The sequence below is a fragment of the Streptomyces globisporus C-1027 genome (assembly GCF_000261345.2).
In the GTDB taxonomy this organism is placed as follows: Bacteria; Actinomycetota; Actinomycetes; order Streptomycetales; family Streptomycetaceae; genus Streptomyces; species Streptomyces pakalii.
Genome location: NZ_CP013738.1, coordinates 313783 through 332736 on the forward strand (window position 1 = coordinate 313783; position 18954 = coordinate 332736).

Annotated in this window: 14 protein-coding genes; 7 read left to right on the forward strand and 7 right to left on the reverse strand. The window is 72.3% G+C overall.

What is annotated here, in order from left to right; all coding sequences use genetic code 11:
- Positions 1–54: 54 nt before the first annotated feature.
- Entirely contained in the window at positions 55–1368 is a 1314-nt protein-coding gene (fes, locus tag WQO_RS01335) for an enterochelin esterase (protein WP_010060814.1), read from the reverse strand.
- A 52-nt stretch (positions 1369–1420) separates the two neighbouring features.
- Positions 1421–3808, reverse strand: a complete 2388-nt coding sequence (gene fhuB, locus WQO_RS01340) for a Fe(3+)-hydroxamate ABC transporter permease FhuB (RefSeq protein WP_029182311.1) — start codon at positions 3806–3808, stop codon at positions 1421–1423.
- A 99-nt stretch (positions 3809–3907) separates the two neighbouring features.
- On the opposite strand from fhuB, the gene WQO_RS01345 reads away from it, so the two are divergent.
- The 6 genes from WQO_RS01345 to WQO_RS01370 all read left to right on the forward strand — a co-directional run bounded on the left by WQO_RS01345 (position 3908) and on the right by WQO_RS01370 (position 10002).
- Entirely contained in the window at positions 3908–4738 is an 831-nt protein-coding gene (locus WQO_RS01345; RefSeq protein WP_010060816.1) for a 2,3-dihydro-2,3-dihydroxybenzoate dehydrogenase, read from the forward strand.
- A 95-nt stretch (positions 4739–4833) separates the two neighbouring features.
- The gene (dhbC, locus tag WQO_RS01350; RefSeq protein ID WP_010060817.1) at positions 4834–6039 is read left to right on the forward strand and encodes an isochorismate synthase DhbC; all 1206 of its coding nucleotides are present in this window, start codon (positions 4834–4836) and stop codon (positions 6037–6039) included.
- Positions 6036–7673, forward strand: coding sequence for a (2,3-dihydroxybenzoyl)adenylate synthase (locus WQO_RS01355; RefSeq protein WP_010060820.1), 1638 nt, complete (start codon positions 6036–6038; stop codon positions 7671–7673). The genes dhbC and WQO_RS01355 overlap by 4 nt, the downstream gene beginning before the upstream one ends.
- A 58-nt stretch (positions 7674–7731) precedes the next feature.
- The gene (locus tag WQO_RS01360; protein ID WP_010060822.1) at positions 7732–8364 is read left to right on the forward strand and encodes an isochorismatase family protein; all 633 of its coding nucleotides are present in this window, start codon (positions 7732–7734) and stop codon (positions 8362–8364) included.
- 5 nt (positions 8365–8369) lie between these two features.
- Positions 8370–8600: a phosphopantetheine-binding protein gene (locus WQO_RS01365; protein WP_029182312.1), complete on the forward strand. Its 231-nt coding sequence runs from the start codon at positions 8370–8372 to the stop codon at positions 8598–8600.
- 133 nt (positions 8601–8733) lie between these two features.
- The gene (locus tag WQO_RS01370; RefSeq protein ID WP_010060827.1) at positions 8734–10002 is read left to right on the forward strand and encodes a DUF6357 family protein; all 1269 of its coding nucleotides are present in this window, start codon (positions 8734–8736) and stop codon (positions 10000–10002) included.
- Here WQO_RS01370 and pgm read toward each other — a convergent pair.
- The 5 genes from pgm to aceA form a co-directional block, all read right to left on the reverse strand.
- A complete protein-coding gene (gene pgm, locus WQO_RS01375) occupies positions 9999–11642 on the reverse strand; it encodes a phosphoglucomutase (alpha-D-glucose-1,6-bisphosphate-dependent) (RefSeq protein WP_058953829.1) in 1644 nt (547 codons plus the stop codon). The two genes, WQO_RS01370 and pgm, sit on opposite strands and share 4 nt — an antisense overlap.
- Before the next feature lie 222 nt (positions 11643–11864).
- A complete protein-coding gene (locus WQO_RS01380; RefSeq protein WP_010060829.1) occupies positions 11865–12932 on the reverse strand; it encodes a chitinase in 1068 nt (355 codons plus the stop codon).
- 264 nt (positions 12933–13196) lie between these two features.
- Entirely contained in the window at positions 13197–14066 is an 870-nt protein-coding gene (locus tag WQO_RS01385) for a 3-hydroxybutyryl-CoA dehydrogenase (RefSeq protein WP_010060830.1), read from the reverse strand.
- A complete protein-coding gene (gene aceB, locus WQO_RS01390) occupies positions 14063–15655 on the reverse strand; it encodes a malate synthase A (RefSeq protein ID WP_058953830.1) in 1593 nt (530 codons plus the stop codon). Before aceB ends, WQO_RS01385 begins: the two co-directional genes overlap by 4 nt.
- A 139-nt stretch (positions 15656–15794) precedes the next feature.
- Positions 15795–17075: an isocitrate lyase gene (gene aceA / locus WQO_RS01395; protein ID WP_010060832.1), complete on the reverse strand. Its 1281-nt coding sequence runs from the start codon at positions 17073–17075 to the stop codon at positions 15795–15797.
- A 373-nt stretch (positions 17076–17448) separates the two neighbouring features.
- Between aceA and WQO_RS01400 the strand changes: the two genes are divergently transcribed.
- Positions 17449–18939: a short-chain fatty acyl-CoA regulator family protein gene (locus tag WQO_RS01400; protein WP_010060833.1), complete on the forward strand. Its 1491-nt coding sequence runs from the start codon at positions 17449–17451 to the stop codon at positions 18937–18939.
- Positions 18940–18954 lie beyond the last annotated feature (15 nt).

The following is an 18954-nucleotide window of genomic DNA, read 5'->3' on the forward strand; positions in this document are numbered from 1 at the left end:
GGGGATGCCGCCCGCCCCTCACGCGTGGTCGGGATGCGGAGTCACGCGCTCGCCTCAGCCTTCGCCGAGCAGGGCGGCCAGCCCGTCCGCGAGGCCGCCGCGCCAGCAGGCGTAGTCGTGGCCGCCGTTGAACTCCCGGTAGCGGACGTCGTATCCGCGGGCGCGCAGCACATTGCGGAGCCTGCGGTTCTCCTGGAGGAGCATCCACTCCTGGAGGCCGACCTCCAGATGGAGGGTCACCGGTCGGCGGTCGGCCCAGGCGTACTGTCCGGTGAGCCATTCGCTGCCGCGTTCGTCGTCGGGCCACCAGAAGGAACCCGACTGGGAGAGGGCGAGACCGAAGCGGTCGGGGCGCTGGAAGGCGGCGAACGCGGCGGTGAGGCCGCCTGCGCTCTGTCCGGCGACGACGGTCCGTGCGGCGTCCGCCCCGGCCCCGTACTCCCGGCCGGCCCACGGCAGCAGGGTGTCGGCGAGCCAGTCGACGAACGGGGCGCTGCACGCGAGGTCTTCCATGCGCCGGCCCATGGTGTCGACCAGGACCGCCACGGTGGGCGGCAGATCCCCATCCGCGTGCAGGTTGTCGAGGATGTCGCCGACGCCGAGGACCGGCCCCCACATCTCGCCGTCGAGGAGCACGGCGAGCGCGTACGGGCCGCCGTCCGGGCGGTGGCCGGGCGGCAGGTGGACGGTGATCCGGCGGCCGTCGACCTCGGCATCGAGCGTACGGCCCCGGTCCACGTCGTCGCGCCGCCGGATGCGTGACTGCGGCGGGGCATCGGGGAGTTCGAGGACGGAGGCGGGGTTGCGGCCGTCCCGGGAGGGCAGCGGGGCGGAGTCGTTGAGCGGGTCGGGTTCGGCGTGGTCGAGGACCCCGAGCCAGGAGGAACGGTCAGCGCGCAGGGCGTCCTCGCGTGTGCCCCCGGTGGCGTGGAACTGGTACGAGGCACGGTGGTCGGCGCGCAGCCGGTGGCTGATCGCCCATACGCCGGTGCCGTCGATCCGGTCCATCAGGTGTGGGGCGAGATCACCCGCGTGCCGGTCCTTGTCGGTGACCGTGTGGACGAGGGCCAGGACATGGGTGGCGGGGCGCGCGGTGTCCTCGCGGCGGACGAAGGTGACAAGCCGGTGGTCCGGGTCGCCCTCCGGGTCGGGTTCGACGAGGGGGGTGCCGGTGGCGGCGGCGTACCGCCAGAACGCCTCCTCGGCGTCGGGCTTGCCGGCGCGGACGTCCGCGAGGAGCGTACGCAACAGGGGGCTTCGCACGGCGGTGGCCTCGGATTCGGTCGGCCCGGCGGATATCGGCCCCGTGGATGCCGGTCCCTTGGACACGGGCGGGGGCGGCGGGTTCCTGCGCGGCGGGTAGGTCATGGGTCTCTCGTACTTCCTGTACGTGGGCTTCTTGTACGCGGGTGGCGGTCCGCTACACGCGGGTGGCGGCCGAGCGGCCGAGCAGCACCCAGAGCAGGAAGGGGCCGCCGAGGACGGTGGTGACGATGCCGACGGGGAGTTCGGCACCGTCGAGGACGATGCGGCCGAGGGTGTCGGCGGCGACGACGAGGACCGCTCCGGTGAGCATCGAGCCGACGAGCGGCACGCGCAGGGGTCCGGCGAGCCGGGAGGCGATGACCGGGGAGGCGAGTGCGACGAAGCCGACGGGCCCGCAGATCCCCACCGCGAGGCCCGCGAGGGCGACGGCGAGGAGCAGGGCGAGGGCGCGGACCCGGCCGGGGGCGGAGCCGAGCGAGGAGGCGGTCGCGTCGTCGAAGCGCAGGACACCCAGATGGCGGGCGACGGCGAGGCTGACCGGGACGAGTACCGCGAGGCCGATGAGGACGGGGACGGCGACGGAGTAGCTGCGCCCGTTGAGGCTGCCCGAGGTCCACACGTACAGCGAACTGGCGGAGGAGAGCGACCGGCGGGAGAGGACGACCTGGGTGATGGCGGAGGCCAGGGCGGACATGGCGAGGCCGACGACGAGGACGCGGTAGCCGCGCTGGCCGAGGCCGCCGGAGACGGTGGTGACGACGATGACGGCGACCAGTGCGCCGATCGGCCCGGCCCACCAGGCGCCGAAGGATCCGGTGGCGCTGAGGGTGACGGAGAGGAGGACGGCGGCGGTGGCCCCGTCGTTGACGCCGAGGAGTTCGGGGGTGGCCAGGCGGTTGCGGGCCAGGGTCTGGGTGAGGCAGCCGGCCAGGCCGAGGGCCGCTCCGGCGGTGAGTCCGGCGACGATGCGGCCGAGCCGGAACTTCTGGACGAGCAGCACGTCGAAGCGGTCGCCCTGGCCGAACACCGCGCGGAAGGTACGGGCGACGCCCATGTCGCTCTGGCCCGCGTAGGCGGAGAGGACGACGGCGAGCAGGAGGACCCCCGCGAGGACGAGGGCGGCCAGGGCGGCGCGCCGGGTGACGAGGAGGGACAGCGGGCCGCGGCGCAGGACGAGGGTGTCGGCCGGGCGGACCCGCAGGGTCTTGGCCTTCGGGATGCGGCGGGCCGGGCGGGGCAGGGTGATCCGGAAGCGGCGGGGGCGGTCGGGGGCGCGTTCCTCGGTGGCCGGTTCCGTCATGCCCATCGAGGCCAGCTGCTTGGAGCGGACGATGGCGATGAGGACGGGGGCGCCGATGAGGGCGACGATGACGGAGACGGGCGCCTCGAAGGGCCGGGAGACCACGCGGGCGGCGATGTCGGAGACCGTCAGGACGCAGGCGCCGATGAGCCCGGCGAGCAGGATGCGGGCGGCGAGCCGGGTGCCGGCGAGGGCGCGGGCGAGGAAGCCGGCGAGCAGGCCGAGGAAGGAGATCGGCCCGGCGAGCGCGACGGCGGCCGCGGTCAGCAGGGTGACGCCGATGGCGACGACCGTACGGATCACGGGGGGCCGGTGGCCGAGGCTGCGGGCCAGGTCGTCGCCGAGGGCGAGGGCGGAGAGCGGGCGGGCGACGAGGAGGGCGACGACGAAGCCGAGGGCGAGGACCGGGGCGAGGCGGCCGAGTTCGCCGAAGCCCTCGACTCCGGCGAGAGAGCCGAGGACCCAGAAACGGAATCTGTCGTAGGTTTCCGCGGAGTTGACGACGATGACGCTGGTGAGCCCGCCGAAGGTCGCCCCGAGCGCCGCGCCGGCGAGGACCAGCCGCATGGGAGAGCCGCCGCCGCGTCTTCCGGATATGAGCAGGACGAGACCACTGGCGACCACCGCACCGACGAACGCGCAGACGAGATAAGCGTAACCGGAATCGAAGCCGAGCAGCGCGATGCCGGCGACGACGCCGAGCGATGCGCCCGCGTTGACGCCGAGGAGTCCGGTCTCGGCCAGCGGGTTACGGGTGACCGCCTGGAGGAGGCACCCGGCGACGCCGAGGGCGGCCCCGACGAGCAGCGCGGTGAAGGTGCGCGGCAGGCGCAGATCGCCAACGACGAGGGAGAGCCTGGCGTTGCCGCGCGCGCCGTCCCGGCCGAGAAGGTAGTCCAGGACGCCGCCGGGGCCGACCTCGCCCGCGCCGATCGAGAGGGAGAGGGCCGTCAACAGCAGGACGGCGAAGGCCAGTCCGGCGACGGCCACCCCCACGGTGCGCCGCCGCGGGTCGGCCGTGGCGCGGGAGCCGTCGGCCTGGGCGGCGGCGTCGGGAACGGGCCGGGGCCCCGGGGGCTGTCCGGTTTCCGGCGTTGTTCCCTTTTCGGCTCCCGGAGATGCTTCCCCGTGTCCGGCGGAGGCGGCCTCCATGGTCCGGTCGACTTCGCCTCCGCCCAACTGAACGGTCGAGGAGTCATGTTCGGGAGCCGAGGCCGTGGTCCCCGTGCGCGGCGTTTGCATAAGGTGAGGCTAGCCTAAGTAGGCATCGACGGCTCGACCACTTCTGGGCGGTCGGTTCAATTTAGGTTACCCTTACCTAACACCTGGAGGAGGTTGCTCATGCCTGAGCACATACCGGGCAGAAGCGGCGACTTCATCGGCCGCACCGCTCTGGTCACCGGTGCCGCCCAAGGCATCGGCGCGGCAGTCGCCGACCTGCTCGCCACCCTCGGCGCCCGCGTGGCCGCCACCGATCGCGCCCTGCCCGGCATCGAGGCGACAGCCGCCGAGTGGACCAGGACGCAGGAGAAACTGCCCGACGACGAGCGTTCGGCAGGCCGTCTGGACCCGTATCTGATGGACGTCACCGACCGCGGCTCGGTGGAGAGCACCGTGGCCCGCGTCGAGCGCCAACTCGGCCCGGTCGACGTCCTGGTCAACGTGGCGGGCGTCCTGCGCACCGGCCCGGCGGCCGTGCTCTCCGCGCAGGACTGGGCGGACACCTTCGCGGTGAACGCCACCGGCGTCTTCCATGTCTCCCAGGCCGTCGCCCCGCTCATGGCGGCCCGCGGATCCGGTGCGGTCGTCACCGTCGGCTCCAACGCCGCCGGGATCCCACGCACCGGCATGGCCGCCTACGCCGCCTCCAAGGCGGCCGCCGCCATGTTCACCAAGTGTCTGGGGCTCGAACTCGCCGGCAGCGGCGTCCGCTGCAACGTCGTCGCGCCCGGCTCCACCGACACACCGATGCAACGCGCGCTGTGGACCGACCCGGGCGCCGAACAGCGCGTCATCGACGGGGACCCCGCCACGTACCGCACCGGCATTCCGCTGGGCCGGATCGCCGACCCCGAGGACATCGCGGAGACGGTGGCGTTCCTCGCCTCGGACCGCGCCCGCCACATCACCATGCAGGAGCTGTACGTCGACGGCGGCGCGACCCTGCGCTGACCGCCCGGCCGCCCCTCCTTCCTTGCCTTCACCTGCCTTCACCTCCCATCCAGCCCCCCGCACCCGCTGACGGGACCATCGAGAATGGAGTTCCCGTGTCGACGGCATCCCAGGTCGCCACGCACACCGCCCCGGCCGATCCGGCCCACCCGGCCGTAGGAGCGGCCACCTCGCTTCTGGACGCCTACGCACCGGGCGACCACTTTCTCGCCACTCCCGGACGCACGCTGCTCGCACGGGGACCGGGACGCCATGTCCCGCACGACGAGAGACCGTTGACCGCGCGGGTGGACGCCACACTCGCCGCGGCGGCCGCCGCCGGCCAGGAATCACCGGTGGTCATCGGCGCCATCCCCTTCGACCACACCGCCCCGGCCGCCCTGAGCGTCCCGGAGTCGGTGCGCACCGCGCCCGCGCTCGCCTCCGACCCGCTCATCGCCCTGCCGGCCACCGCGCCCACCGCCGGGACCTGGGAGATACGCCAGGTGCCCGAACCGGAGATCTACGGCAAGGGCGTCGCCGCCGCCGTGGGACGCATGTGGCGCGGCGAGTTCAGCAAGGTCGTCCTGGCCCGTACCCTCGAACTCACCTCCGACGCCCCGGTCGACCTGCCCGCGATGCTCCAGCGCCTCGCCCGCCGCGACCCCTCCGGTTACACGTTCGCCCTGCCGACCGCCCCCGGGCGGACCCTCATCGGCGCCAGCCCCGAGCTGCTCGTCTCCCGCCACGGGAAGCAGGTCGTCGCCAACCCGCTGGCCGGCTCGACCCCGCGCAGCGCCGACCTGGCCGAGGACGTGCGCCGGGCGGCGACGCTGCTGGAGTCCGTCAAGGATCTCCACGAACACGCCGTCGTCGTCGACGCCGTCCACCAGGCGCTCGCGGCGCACTGCACGGAACTGACCGTCCCGGCCCGGCCGACGCTCATCCGCACCGCCACCATGTGGCACCTGTCCACCACGGTCACCGGCACCCTGCGCTCCCCCGACACCTCGGCGCTGGAGCTGGCGCTCGCGCTGCACCCGACGCCCGCCGTGTGCGGCACGCCGACGCAGACGGCCCGTCAGGTCATCGCGGAGACCGAACCGTTCGACCGGGACTTCTTCACCGGCGTGATCGGCTGGGGCAACGCCGAGGGCGACGGCGACTGGGTCGTCACCATCCGCTGCGCCGAGGCGGAGGAGCGCACCCTGCGCCTGTACGCCGGAGCGGGCGTCGTCGCCGCCTCCGAGCCCAAGGCGGAGACCGCCGAGACCGCGGCCAAGTTCCGCACCTTCCTGAGCGCCGTGGGAGCCGAGCTGTGAGTACGGAAGCGGCGCCCACCTGGCCCGCCGAGTTCGCCGAGAGGTACCGGGCGGCCGGCTGGTGGCGCGGGGAGACCTTCGGGGAGATGCTGCGGCAGCGCGCCGAGGAGCATCCGGACCGGGTCGCGATCGTCGACCCGGTGGCGGGCAGCCGGTGGACGTACGCCGATCTCGACCGGCGCGCCGACCGGCTGGCGGCGGGCTTGCTCTCCCGGGGCATCGTCAAGGGCGACAAGGTGGTGGTGCAACTCCCCAACATCGCCGAGTTCTTCGAGGTGATCTTCGCGCTGTTCCGGATCGGCGCGCTGCCGGTCTTCGCGCTGCCCGCGCACCGCGAGAGCGAGATCACCTACTTCTGCGAGTTCACCGAGGCGGTGGCGTACGTCATCGCGGCCGAGCACGGCGGCTACGACTACCGTGAGCTGGCGTCGAAGACCCACGCCAATGTGGGCACGCTGCGCCATGTGTTCGTCGCCCAGGGGGACCCCGGCGAGTTCGAGGCGCTGTCCGAGGTCGCCGAGGAGCCGGTCGGCTACGGCGGGCCCCGCCCGGACGACCTGGCCTTCCTCCAGCTCTCCGGCGGCAGCACCGGCATCCCGAAGCTGATCCCGCGCACCCACGACGACTACATCTACTCGCTGTGGGGTTCCAACGAGATCTGCGCGGTCGACGAGAACAGCGTCTACCTGTGCGTGCTGCCCGCGGCGCACAACTTCCCTCTCTCCTCCCCCGGTTCGCTCGGCACGCTGTACGCCGGCGGCCGTGTGGTGCTGTGCCCCGGGCCTTCGCCCGAGGTGGCGTTCCCGCTGATCGAGCGCGAGGGCGTCACCATCACCGGGCTCGTGCCGCCGCTGGCCCTGCTCTGGACCGAGGCCGCGCCCGGCACCGCGCACGATCTCAGCAGCCTGGACGTGCTGCTCGTGGGCGGGGCCAAGTTCAGCGAGGAGGCGGCCCGCCGGGTGCGGCCCGCGCTGGGCTGCACGCTCCAGCAGGTGTTCGGCATGGCCGAGGGGCTGGTCAACTACACCCGTCTCGACGACCCGGTCGAGACGATCGTCACCACCCAGGGCCGGCCCATCTCGCCCGACGACGAGATCCTCGTCGTCGACGACGAGGACCAGGAGGTGGCACCGGGCGAGACGGGCCACCTGCTGACCCGGGGCCCGTACACCATCCGGGGCTACTGGAACGCCCCCGAGCACAACGCCCGTTCCTTCACCGAGGACGGCTTCTACCGCACCGGTGACATCGTGCGGGTCACCGGGAGCGGGCACATCGTCGTCGAGGGGCGCGCCAAGGACCAGATCAACCGGGGCGGCGAGAAGATCGCCGCCGAGGAGGTCGAGAACCACATCCTGGCCCACCCGGCCGTGCACGACGCCAACGTGGTGGCCGAGCCGGACCCGTATCTGGGCGAACGCACCTGCGCGTACGTGATCCTGCGCTCGGGCGCGGGCCCGCTGAAGGCGGTGGCCGTCAAGAGGTTCGTCCGCGAACGGGGCCTGGCCGCCTACAAGGTGCCGGACCGGGTCGAGTTCGTCGACGCGTTCCCGCAGACCGGCGTGGGCAAGGTCTCCAAGAAGGATCTGCGCAACGCCGCCGCCCGCACGGCCCCGTCGTCCTCGCCCTCATAACCGTCCCCGCCCCCTCCCCGTCCCACTGAACGACTCCCCGAACGGAACCCTCTCCACCATGGCTCTGCCCGCCATCGTCCCCTACCCCATGCCGTCCGCCGACGCGTTGCCCGCCAACCGGGTCGACTGGACCGTCGACCCGGCGCGCGCGGTGCTCCTCGTCCACGATCTGCAGAACTACTTCCTCACGGCGTACGACCGCGAGGCCGCGCCCATCCCTGAACTCCTCTCCCACGTCGCCGAGTTGAAGAAAGACGCGGCACGGCTCGGGGTCCCGGTGCTCTACACCGCGCAGCCCGGCGGCCAGCGTGCGGAGGAACGCGGTCTCCAGCAGGACTTCTGGGGCCCCGGCCTGCCGGCCGACGAGCATCTGGCGGCCATCGCGGACGAGGTCGCGCCCGACGCGGACGACACGGTCCTCACCAAGTGGAAGTACAGCGGCTTCGTCCGCACGGATCTGCTGGAGCGCCTGCGCGAACAGGGCCGCGACCAGATCGTCATCACCGGTGTCTACGCCCACATCGGTGTGCTGATGACCGCGTGCGACGCCTGGATGCAGGACATCCAGGCGTTCGTGGTGGCCGACGCGGTGGCGGACTTCTCCGCCGAGGACCATGCGATGGCGCTGCGGTGGGCCGCGGGCAAGTGTGCCGTCGTCACCACCGCCCGGACCGTCTTCGAAGGGAAGTGACCGCCGTGGCGCTCACGCTCGACCAGCTCCGTGCCGATGTCGCCGACATCCTCGGCGAGGACCCCGAGGAGATCCCCGTGGACGAGAACCTCGTCGACTACGGTCTCGACTCCGTCCGCCTGATGTCGCTGGCCGCCGCCTGGCGTCGCGACCACGGCATCGAGGTGGCCTTCGCCGACCTCGCCGAGAAGCCGGCGCTGGAGGCCTGGGCACCGCTGCTGGGTGTGACCGGCTGACGCTGGCGTACCTGTACGTCCGACGCGTATGCCCTGGAGTCGCCGAGCACCGGAAGGAGCGGTGCCGGCGGCCCGGGCGCCGTAGTCGTGGGGCCCGGGCCGCCGGCCCTGTCCGATGGGAAAGACTGGGGCCATGAGAGACATCGTTTTCACGCGCGCGAGCGGCTGGATCCCGAACGTGATCCGCGAGGACGGCGAGCTGAAGCTGATGCTCGGTGCCGGGGCGGACGCCAACCACTCGCCCCGTGAGTTCACGTTCCCGATCCGGGAAGCCCATCTCTCGGTGATCCGGGAGGACCTGGGCAGGCACCTGCTGCTGTGGAGTGCGGTCCTTCCGCTGTGCGATGCCGCCGGAACCCGGGGCCGGCTCGACGAGGACGCCGCCGTCGCGCTCCTCGATCCGGTTCTCCTCGCCGCGCCCGCCGACGTCGACGCGCTCTTCGGGCGCGTCCCGTGGGACCGGGGCCGGCTCATCGCCCATGGGGCCGACATCGATCTGCTGGAGCGCGGTCAGGTCTGCGCGGCGATGCGCGCGGCGACGGAGACGTCCGACGGAAAGCGGGCTCAGGAGCATCACGCGAACCGCCGTCGCGCCGAGCGCGGCGTGGTCCTGGGCCCGCTCGATACGGCACTTCTGAAGTACACGGGCCAGTACGTTCACGGCGCGACGATTCCGAAGCGGATGCCGGACGCGGTCGACCCCGCGCTGCTGCCCGAGGTCGTGCGGGTGCTCGCCACCGCTGAGCAGGCGTGCGCCGGAATGCGGATCGGCCGCGACCCGCGGCGGGGCAAGCGCGCCACGGACAAGCGCGACTGGAGCCGGATGGAGACGGCGGTGGACGCCGCCGTGCGCCGGGCGCACCCGGATCTCGCCGCCGACGCCGTGCGCACCATGAGCTTCCTGATGTGCTCGGAAGCCGCCGCTCGCTCCAGGAACGCGCCTCTGGAGGATGACGAGGAGACCGCCGGCGGCCCCGGCGAGGACGCGGGGAAGAGGAAGACCGTCCTGTCCTTCACCGACGACAAGGGCGTCGAGAAGAAGTGGCGCGCGGGCGGCGGCCGCACCGCCTCTGCGGAGTTCTGGGAGTTCGTCGGTGATCGCTCCGCCGGCGACAACGAGGTGTTCACCGTCGAGGACGAGGAGCTGGATGAGGGGATCCAGCTGCACTTCTACGCCGACACCGCCGCCCGGGTCATGACGGTGCGCAAGGGCCTCGGCGGGTCGGATCCGGAGTACCGGGTCGAGTACACGCTCATCGACGGGATGAGCGGGTACCGGGCCCTGGTGAGCGCCTACGTCCGCGGTGGCTGGGCCGGACTCGACGGACACGGCTCCTGGCTGCCGGACGCCGCCGAGCTGGAACGCGCCCGGCGGCGACGCGACGGCCGGCCCGACGCCTAGGCGCCGCCCAGCGCTTCGGACACCAGCGCCCGGGCCTCCTCCTGGACCTGGGCGAGATGGCCGGGACCCTGGAAGCTCTCCGCGTACACCTTGTAGACGTCCTCGGTACCCGAGGGGCGGGCGGCGAACCAGGCGCTGTCGGTGCAGACCTTGAGGCCGCCGATCGGGGCGCTGTTGCCGGGGGCCTCGGTGAGGACGGCGGTGACGGGCTCGCCGGCCAGGGTGTCGGCCTTGACCTGCTGCGGGGAGAGCTTCGCCAGGACGGCCTTCTCCTCGCGGGTGGCGGGGGCGTCGATCCGGGCGTACGCCGGGTCGCCGAAGCGGTCGGTCAGGCGGGCGTAGTGCTCGGAGGGGGTGGAACCGGTGACGGCGGTGATCTCGGAGGCGAGGAGGGCCAGCAGGATGCCGTCCTTGTCCGTCGTCCAGACCCGGCCGTCGCGGCGCAGGAAGGAGGCCCCGGCGGACTCCTCGCCGCCGAAGCCGAGGCTGCCGTCGTAGAGGCCGTCGACGAACCACTTGAAGCCGACCGGGACCTCCACCAGGGTCCGGCCGAGGTCCTGGGCGACCCGGTCGATCATGGACGAGGAGACCAGGGTCTTGCCGATGCCGGTCCCGGCGGCCCAGGCGTCACGGTGGGTGTAGAGGTAGTCGATGGCGACGGCCAGGTAGTGGTTGGGGTTCATCAGCCCGCCGTCGGGGGTGACGATGCCGTGCCGGTCGGCGTCCGCGTCGTTGCCGGTGGAGATGGCGTACGCGTCGCGCTGCTCGATGAGCGAGGCCATGGCGTGCGGCGACGAGCAGTCCATGCGGATCTTGCCGTCCCAGTCGAGCGTCATGAACCGCCAGGTGGGATCGGCCAGCGGGTTCACCACCGTGAGGTCGATCCGGTGGCGCTCGGCGATCCGCCCCCAGTAGGCGACGGACGCGCCGCCGAGCGGGTCGGCTCCGATGCGGATCCCCGCGTCCCGTACGGCGTCGAGGTCGAGGACGGACGGCAGGTCGTCGACGTACGCGGTCAGGAAGTCGTGGCGGCGGGTGGTGTCGGCGGCCAGGGCGCGGGCGTACGGGATCCGGCGGACCTCCCCGAGTCCGGCCTCGATGAGGGCGTTCGCCCGGTCCTGGATCCAGGAGGTGGCGTCGGAGGCGGCCGGTCCCCCGTTCGGCGGGTTGTACTTGAAGCCGCCGTCGGCGGGCGGGTTGTGCGACGGGGTGACCACGATGCCGTCGGCCAGGTGCTCGGTGCGCCCCTGGTTGTACGTGAGGATGGCGTGCGAGACGGCCGGGGTCGGGGTGTAGCCGTCGTCGCTGTCGATGAGGACGGTGGCCCCGTTGGCGGCGAGCACCTCCAGGGCGGTGACCCGGGCGGGCTCGGAGAGCGCGTGGGTGTCCGCGCCGAGGAACAGGGGCCCGTCGGCGCCCTGGCGGGCGCGGTAGTCGCAGATCGCCTGGGTGGTGGCGGCGATGTGGTCCTCGTTGAACGCGGCGGCGAAGGCGGAGCCCCGGTGGCCTGAGGTGCCGAAGGCGACGCGCTGGGCGGGGTCGGCCGGGTCGGGGTGGAGGGCGTAATAGGCCGTCACCAGCCGTGCCACGTCGACCAGGTCTGCGGACTGTGCCGGGTGACCGGCCCGTTCGTGCACCATCGGGTCTCCTCGTACGTCTTCGTCTTCGTCTTCGGCCGGCCCGTGGGGAGACGGGCCCGTCGCACCGGGAAGCGATCACCCGGGTCCGTACCCGATTCTGCTCTCTCGACCGCTCCGGCGTGCGACCGGTTCACGCCTTCCTCGTGTCGCCTCCCGGCCGGAGCGGCGCCGCGCCCCCGGTCATCGGCGGACCGGGGGCGCGGAAACCGTACGGGCGGGGGGTCAACGGCCCTGGAGGGCCTTCACGTTGTCGCCGAAGGTCCAGCCCTTCGAGCCGTCCCAGTTCAGCGACCAGGTCATCAGCCCCTTCAGCGAACCGTTGTAGCGGTTCCAGGCCTGCGCGACGAGTCCGGTGGACATGTGGCCGCCACCGGCGCCGGGCTGCGCGGGCAGACCGGGGACCTGCTTGTCGTAGGGCACCTTGATGGTGGTGCCCTGGATGACGAGCCCCTTGTTCAGGCAGTCGGTCTGGGCGGTGAAGCCCGCGACGGTGCCGGCGGAGTAGGAGTCGCCGGAGCAGCCGTACATGCTGCCGTTGTAGTACTGCATGTTCAGCCACCACAGGCGGCCGTTGTCGGCGTATTTCTTGATGACCGGGAGGTACGCGCCCCAGATCGAGCCGTAGACGACGCTGCCGCCGGTGACGTACGCCGTCTCGGGGGCCATGGTGAGGCCGAAGTTCGAGGGCATGGCGGCGAGGACGCCGTCGATGATGCGGATGAGGTTGGTCTGCGAGGGGGACAGCTGGTTGATGTTGCCGCTGCCGACGAGACCGGTCTCGATGTCGATGTCGATGCCGTCGAAGTTGTACTTCTTCAGGATCGGGACGATCGTCGCGACGAACCGGTCGGCCACCGCGCTGGAGCTGAGGTCGATCCCGGCCGTCGCTCCGCCGATCGACATGAGGACGGTCAGGCCGGCGGCCTTGGCCTGGCACATCTCGGCGGGGGTGGCGACCTTGACGGTGCTGTCCATGCCGTCCTCCCAGAGGACGGTGCCGTCGGAGCGGATGACCGGGAAGGCCGCGTTGACGACGTTGTAGCCGTGCTGGGTGATGCGGGAATCGGTGATCGGGATCCAGCCGAGCGGCGGGTGCACGCCGTTGGCCGCGCCGTCCCAGTTCTCCCAGTACCCCTGGAGCACCTTGCCCGTGGGCTTCGACTTGACCGCACAGGTCTCGGCGGCCGCACCGGCTCTCTCCGCGGGCTTCGGCGGTGCGGCTGCGACCAGCATCGGTACGACGAGCGCCGCGGCCAGGCCGAGGCCCAGCAGTCGTGATGTACGCCCCATGATCCGGATGTCCTTCCTGCCCGGGTCAGCCGCCGCCGGTGCGAAAGGTTCGCCCCGACCCGCCCTATGTCGTGACCCCGTCAAAAGCTAGAATGGTCCAGACCTTCGGTCAAGAGGTCTGGACCAGAACGCCGGTCGGGAGCCGTCCGCCCGGAACAGTGCGGCGGACACCGCGGCGGGGTGGGCAGCGGCACAGTCAACCGCTTCCCACCCCGTCCGGTCAGGGGTCGCGGCCCCTCAGCCGCGACCTGGAACCCGGGCCCCTCAGCCCCGGTCGTGGATGTGGAACCCGCGCCCGGTCTTCCGGCCGAGCAGCCCCGCCTCCACCATCCGCTGGAGCAGCGGCGGCGGGGCGTAGAGGGGTTCCTTGAACTCGTCGTACAGCGACGCGGCGATGGAGGCCACCGTGTCGAGGCCGATCAGGTCGGCGAGCTTGAGCGGGCCCATCGGGTGGGCGCAGCCCAGCTCCATTCCGGCGTCCACGTCGGCGGCGGTGGCGAACCCGGACTCGGCCATCCGGATCGCGGAGAGCAGATACGGGATCAGGAGCGCGTTGACGACGAAGCCGGCCCGGTCCTGGGAGCGGACCACCGTCTTGCCGAGGGCCGTGGTGGCGAACTCCTCGGCGGCGGTCAGCGTCTCGGCGGAGGTGTGCAGCGAGGTCACCACCTCGACGAGCGGGAGGACCGGCACGGGGTTGAAGAAGTGCAGTCCGAGCACGCGGTCGGCGCGCTGGGTGGCCATGCCGAGGCGCATGACGGGGATGGCGGAGGTGTTGGTCGCCAGGATCGCCTCCGGGTCCTCGACGATTTTGTCGAGGGCGGTGAAGATCTCCGTCTTGGCGGCGGCGTCCTCGACGACGGCCTCGATCACGAGCCGGCGGTCGGCCAGGTCGTCGAGGCTGCCGGTGAAGGTCAGCCGGCCGAGGGCGTCCTCCGCGCTCAGGCGGTCGAGCTTGCCGCGCTGGACGGCCCGCTCCAGGGAGACCGCCACGCGCTCGCGGGCCCGGTCGGCGGCGGCGCGGTCGGCCTCGCAGACGATCGTGTCCAGCCCGGCGCGGGCGCAGACCTCGGCGATCCCGGCCCCCATCTGGCCGCCGCCGACGACGCCCACCCGGGCGATGGCGGCGCTCATGCCAGCACCGCCGGACGGCCGACGAGGTGGCGGGCGTACGCCTCCGTGGTGAAGAAGGCGGGCAGCTCCTTGCCGAGCGCGGTGCGTTCGAACAGGTCGCGGACCTGGTCGAGCTGGGCCCAGGGGTACGTGGCGCCGAGCGTGGCCAGCTCCTCGTCGAGCAGCGCGAGGACCGTCTCGCGGTCGACCGCCCGGTGCTTGAGCCACTGCCAGATCTGGACCCGGGCGATCTCGGCGGTGGCCGCGTCCTCCATCAGCCCGTTGAGGGCGACGGCCCCCTGTCCGCGCAGCCAGGCGTCGTAGTAGCGCAGGGCGACGGCGATGTTGTCGCGGACGCCTTCCGGGGTCGGGCGCCCCGCCGTGCGGCGGACGGCGACAAGATGCTCGGCGGTGATGTGCACGTCGTCGCGGGTGCGCTCCAGCTGGTGCGGCCGGTCGCCGAGCACCTCGTCGAAGACGGTCCGGCAGATCTGGACGAGCCCGGGGTGGGCCACCCAGGATCCGTCGAAGCCGTCCTCCGCCTCCCGCTCCTTGTCGAGCCGGACCTTCGCCAGGGCGGCTTCCCGGGCGGCCGGTTCGCCGCCCGGGATCTGGGCGGCCATGCCGCCGATGGCGTACGCGCCGCGCTTGTGGCAGGTGCGGACCAGGAGTTCGGTGTACGCCCGCATGAACGGGGCGGTCATGGTGACGGTCGCCCGGTCGGGGAGGACGAAGTCGGGGCGGTGCGCGAAGTTCTTGATCAGGCTGAAGAGGTAGTCCCAGCGGCCCGCGTTGAGTCCGGCGCTGTGCTCGCGCAGTTCGTAGAGGATCTCCTCCATCTCGAACGCGGCGGTGATCGTCTCGATGAGGACGGTGGCCCTGATCGTCCCCCGGGGGATGTCCAGCAGGTCCTGGGCGAGGAGGAAGACGTCGTTCCAGAGCCGGGCCTCGTACCGGTTCTCCAGCTTGGGGAGGTAGAAGTACGGTCCGCTGCCCGCGTCGATCTGGCGCCGGGCGCAGTGGAAGAAGTAGAGGCCGAAGTCGACGAGTGCGGCGGGCACGGGACGGTCGTCGATGACGAGGTGCTTCTCGGTGAGGTGCCAGCCGCGCGGCCGGACCATGATGGTGGCGGGCCGGTCGGAGAGCCGGTACTCCTTGCCGCTCGTGGTCGTGAAGTCGATGCGGCGGTCGATGGCGTCGATCAGGGTCAGCTGGCCCCGGACGATGTTCTCCCAGGTGGGCGAGGTGGCGTCCTCGAAGTCGGCCATCCACACCTGGGCGCCGGAGTTGAGCGCGTTGACCGCCATGGAGCGCTCGGGCGGGCCGGTGATCTCCACCCGGCGGTCGGTCAGACCGGGGGCGGGGCGGGCGCCCCGCCAGTCGGGGTCGTCGCGGATCGGCTTGGTGGCCCGGGAGAAGTCGAGCGGGGTGCCGCCGCGCAGCAGGGCGGAGCGGCGGCGGCGCTCGGTCAGCAGGTCGAAGCGGCGGGCGGCGAAGGCCGCGTCGAGGCGGCCGATGAAGTCGAGGGCCTCCGGGGTGAGGACCTCCTCGTGCCGGTCCCCCGGGACGCCGAGGACCTGGACGCGGCCGGTCGTGGCAAGGGTGGTCATGCGGTTCTCCTCAGCGGGGTGCGAGCGGGGGCGGCGGCCCCGGTCGCGGGGGCTCGGCGCCCCCGCGACCGGACGGGACTTCTAGGGCCTGTCGTAGCATTCCCGTCGTCGCCCGGCAGGCGGGAATGTGACGATGGGCCTAGTGGAACTGCTCTTCCTCCGTGGAGCCGGTGAGGGCCGTGGTGGAGGAGGCGGGGTTGATGGCGGTGGAGACCTGGTCGAAGTAGCCGGTGCCGACCTCGCGCTGGTGCTTGACCGCGGTGAAGCCCTGCGCCTGGGCGGCGAACTCCCGCTCCTGGAGGTCGACGTAGGCGGTCATGCCCAGCTCGGCGTAGCCGCGCGCCAGGTCGAACATGGCGTGGTTGAGGGAGTGGAAGCCGGCCAGGGTGATGAACTGGAAGCGGTAGCCCATCGCGCCCAGCTCCCGCTGGAACCTGGCGATCTGGCCGTCGTCCAGCGCGGCCCGCCAGTTGAAGGACGGCGAGCAGTTGTACGCGAGCATCTGGTCCGGGTGCTCGGCGTGGATCGCCTCGGCGAACTCACGGGCCTGCGCCAGGTCCGGGGTGCCGGTCTCGACCCAGATGAGGTCGGCGTACGGGGCGTAGGCGAGGCCGCGCGAGATGACCGGGGCCATGCCGTTCTGGACGCGGTAGAAGCCTTCGGCGGTCCGGTCGCCCGTGATGAACTGCGCGTCGCGCTCGTCCACGTCGCTGGTGATGAGGTTGGCGGCGAGTGCGTCGGTGCGGGCCACGATCAGGGTCGGGACGTCCGCGATGTCGGCGGCGAGGCGGGCCGCGTTGAGGGTGCGCACGTGCTGGGCGGTGGGGACGAGGACCTTGCCGCCGAGGTGGCCGCACTTCTTCTCGGAGGCGAGCTGGTCCTCGTAGTGGATGCCGGCCGCGCCCGCCTCGATCATCGCCTTGGTGAGCTCGAAGGCGTTGAGCGGTCCGCCGAATCCGGCCTCCGCGTCGGCGACGATCGGCGCCAGGTAGTCGGTGGTGTCGCCCGCGTCCTCGGCGGTGGCGATCTGGTCGGCGCGCAGCAGGGCGTTGTTGATCCTGCGGACCACGCTCGGGACCGAGTTGGCCGGGTAGAGGCTCTGGTCGGGGTAGGTGTGGCCGGCCAGGTTGGCGTCGGCGGCGACCTGCCAGCCGGAGAGGTAGATGGCCTGGAGGCCGGCCTTGACCTGCTGGACGGCCTGGCCGCCGGTCAGTGCGCCGAGCGCGTGGATGTAGTCCTGCTCGTGCAGCTGACGCCACAGCCGCTCGGCGCCGCGCCGGGCGAGGGTGTGCTCCTCGCGGACGCTGCCGGAGAGCCGGACCACGTCCTCGGCGGTGTAGGTGCGCTCGATGCCCTTCCAGCGGGGGTCGTTCGCCCACCGCCGCGCCAGCTCTTCCGCCGTCGTCCTTGCCTGCGCCATGGCGTGTCTCCCGAAGTCGTGGGGGTCGATCGTGTGAAGGGTGCGAAGCCTCCGTCACCGAGTGACGGGACTTGCTGGTGCGGCCCACCCGACCTCCGAGGTGGAACGGTAAGCAATGCGCCCGGCGGATCGGTCCGAGATCCCGAGGAGAACGACGTCAGGGCATGAAATCGTGCTCGGGGCCTCGGTCCGGAGCCGGTGTCCGGTGGGCCGCACCGAGAACTCTGACAGTGGCACTGAGTGCCATCAACGGGGTACGTCTGCCAAGTTCTGCACATCTTTCGGCGCGCTTTGCCAAGATTGCGAAGGGTCCTGGAGGTGTCGCGGCGGATAAGGTTGCCGACATGTCGACGACGGCGGGAAAGACCCCGAAGTGAGCAAGACCTACGCGGGAGCGCGACTGCGCCGGCTCCGTGAGGAGCGCGGGCTGAGCCAGGCGGAGCTGGCCCGGATGCTGGCGATCTCGCCGAGCTATCTCAACCAGATGGAGCACGACTCGCGCCCGCTGACGGTGCCGGTGCTGCTCCGGCTGACCGAGACCTTCGGGGTGGATCCGGGCTTCTTCTCGGAGCGGGACACCGCACGGGTGCTGGCGGATCTGCGGGAAGCGCTGGCGGACGAGGTCGGCGCGGCGCGGGTCTCGGCCGCCGAGCTGTCCGAGCTGGCCTCCCGGCTGCCGGGGGTGGCGAACGTGCTGCTCGATCTCGGGCGGCGCAACCAGGCGCTGGCAGGGCGGCTCGCGGAGGCCGCCGAGCTGCGGGGCGGCGGCGGGCCGGATCTGCCGCGCTCCCCGCACGAGGAGATCCGCGAGTTCTTCTACCGCCGCCAGAACTATCTGCACGAGGCGGACCTGGCGGCCGAGGAGCTGGCGGCGGACATCGGCGTGCGGCCCGGCGAGGTCGTCCGGGCGCTCTCGGCGCGCCTCACGGAACGGCACGGCATCCGGCTGTCGACCGCCTCGGAACGGCCGGGCGGGCCAGGAGCCGGCGCGCACCGGGGGCGACCGGACCGGCGGCAGGAGGGAGAAGGCCGTGCGGCGGGCACCGGGCGGCTGCACCACTACGACCGGGACGCCCGGGTGCTGTATCTGTCCGGCCGTCTCCGGCCCGGGCAGCAGGCGTTCCGAATGGCGACGCAGCTGGCCCTGCTCGAATACGGCCCGGAGATCGACCGGCTGGCGTCGGAGGACTACGACGAGGGCTCGGCGACCTGGCCGCTGGCCCGGATCGGGGTCGCGAACTACTTCGCGGGCGCGCTGATCCTCCCCTACCGGGCCTTCCAGACGGCGGCCGAGGAGGTGCGGTACGACATCGAGCGCCTCACCGACCGGTTCGGGCTCGGCTACGAGACGGTCTGCCACCGGCTGTCCACGCTCCAACGGCCCCGGCTGCGCGGGGTGCCGTTCTCCTTCGTCCGGGTCGACCGGGCCGGGAACATGTCGAAGCGGCAGTCCGCGACCGGGTTCCACTTCTCCCGCGCGGGCGGCACCTGCCCCCTGTGGAACGTGTACGAGGCGTTCGCCGCGCCCGGCAAAATCCACGTCCAGATCGCGGCCATGCCCGACGGGCAGCGCTACCTCTGGACCGCACGGGCGGTGACCCGGCACCGGGGCGGCTGGGGCGAGCCGGGCAAGACGTTCGCGATCGGTCTGGGCTGCGAGATCCGGCACGCGGGGCGGCTGGTCTACTCCGACGGCCTCGACCTGGACAACGCCTCGGCCGCGACCCCGATCGGGATGGGCTGCCGGATCTGCGAACGCCTGGACTGCCCGCAGCGGGCGGTGCCGCCGCTGGGGCAGCCGCTGGCGATCGACGAGAACAGCAGCACGTTCGTGCCGTACCCGGTGAAGGGGACGCCCGTCTAGGAGCCCCCTTCACCG

What these genes read in the sequence shown, in the direction of transcription:
- WQO_RS01370 (WP_010060827.1), top strand. Translation starts at nt 8,734, where the DNA reads ATGAGAGACATCGTTTTCACGCGCGCGAGCGGCTGGATCCCGAACGTG.
- WQO_RS01380 (WP_010060829.1), bottom strand. Translation starts at nt 12,932, where the DNA reads ATGGGGCGTACATCACGACTGCTGGGCCTCGGCCTGGCCGCGGCGCTC.
- WQO_RS01385 (WP_010060830.1), bottom strand. Translation starts at nt 14,066, where the DNA reads ATGAGCGCCGCCATCGCCCGGGTGGGCGTCGTCGGCGGCGGCCAGATG.
- fes (WP_010060814.1), bottom strand. Translation starts at nt 1,368, where the DNA reads ATGACCTACCCGCCGCGCAGGAACCCGCCGCCCCCGCCCGTGTCCAAG.
- pgm (WP_058953829.1), bottom strand. Translation starts at nt 11,642, where the DNA reads ATGGTGCACGAACGGGCCGGTCACCCGGCACAGTCCGCAGACCTGGTC.
- fhuB (WP_029182311.1), bottom strand. Translation starts at nt 3,808, where the DNA reads ATGCAAACGCCGCGCACGGGGACCACGGCCTCGGCTCCCGAACATGAC.
- WQO_RS01360 (WP_010060822.1), top strand. Translation starts at nt 7,732, where the DNA reads ATGGCTCTGCCCGCCATCGTCCCCTACCCCATGCCGTCCGCCGACGCG.
- aceA (WP_010060832.1), bottom strand. Translation starts at nt 17,075, where the DNA reads ATGGCGCAGGCAAGGACGACGGCGGAAGAGCTGGCGCGGCGGTGGGCG.
- WQO_RS01345 (WP_010060816.1), top strand. Translation starts at nt 3,908, where the DNA reads ATGCCTGAGCACATACCGGGCAGAAGCGGCGACTTCATCGGCCGCACC.
- aceB (WP_058953830.1), bottom strand. Translation starts at nt 15,655, where the DNA reads ATGACCACCCTTGCCACGACCGGCCGCGTCCAGGTCCTCGGCGTCCCG.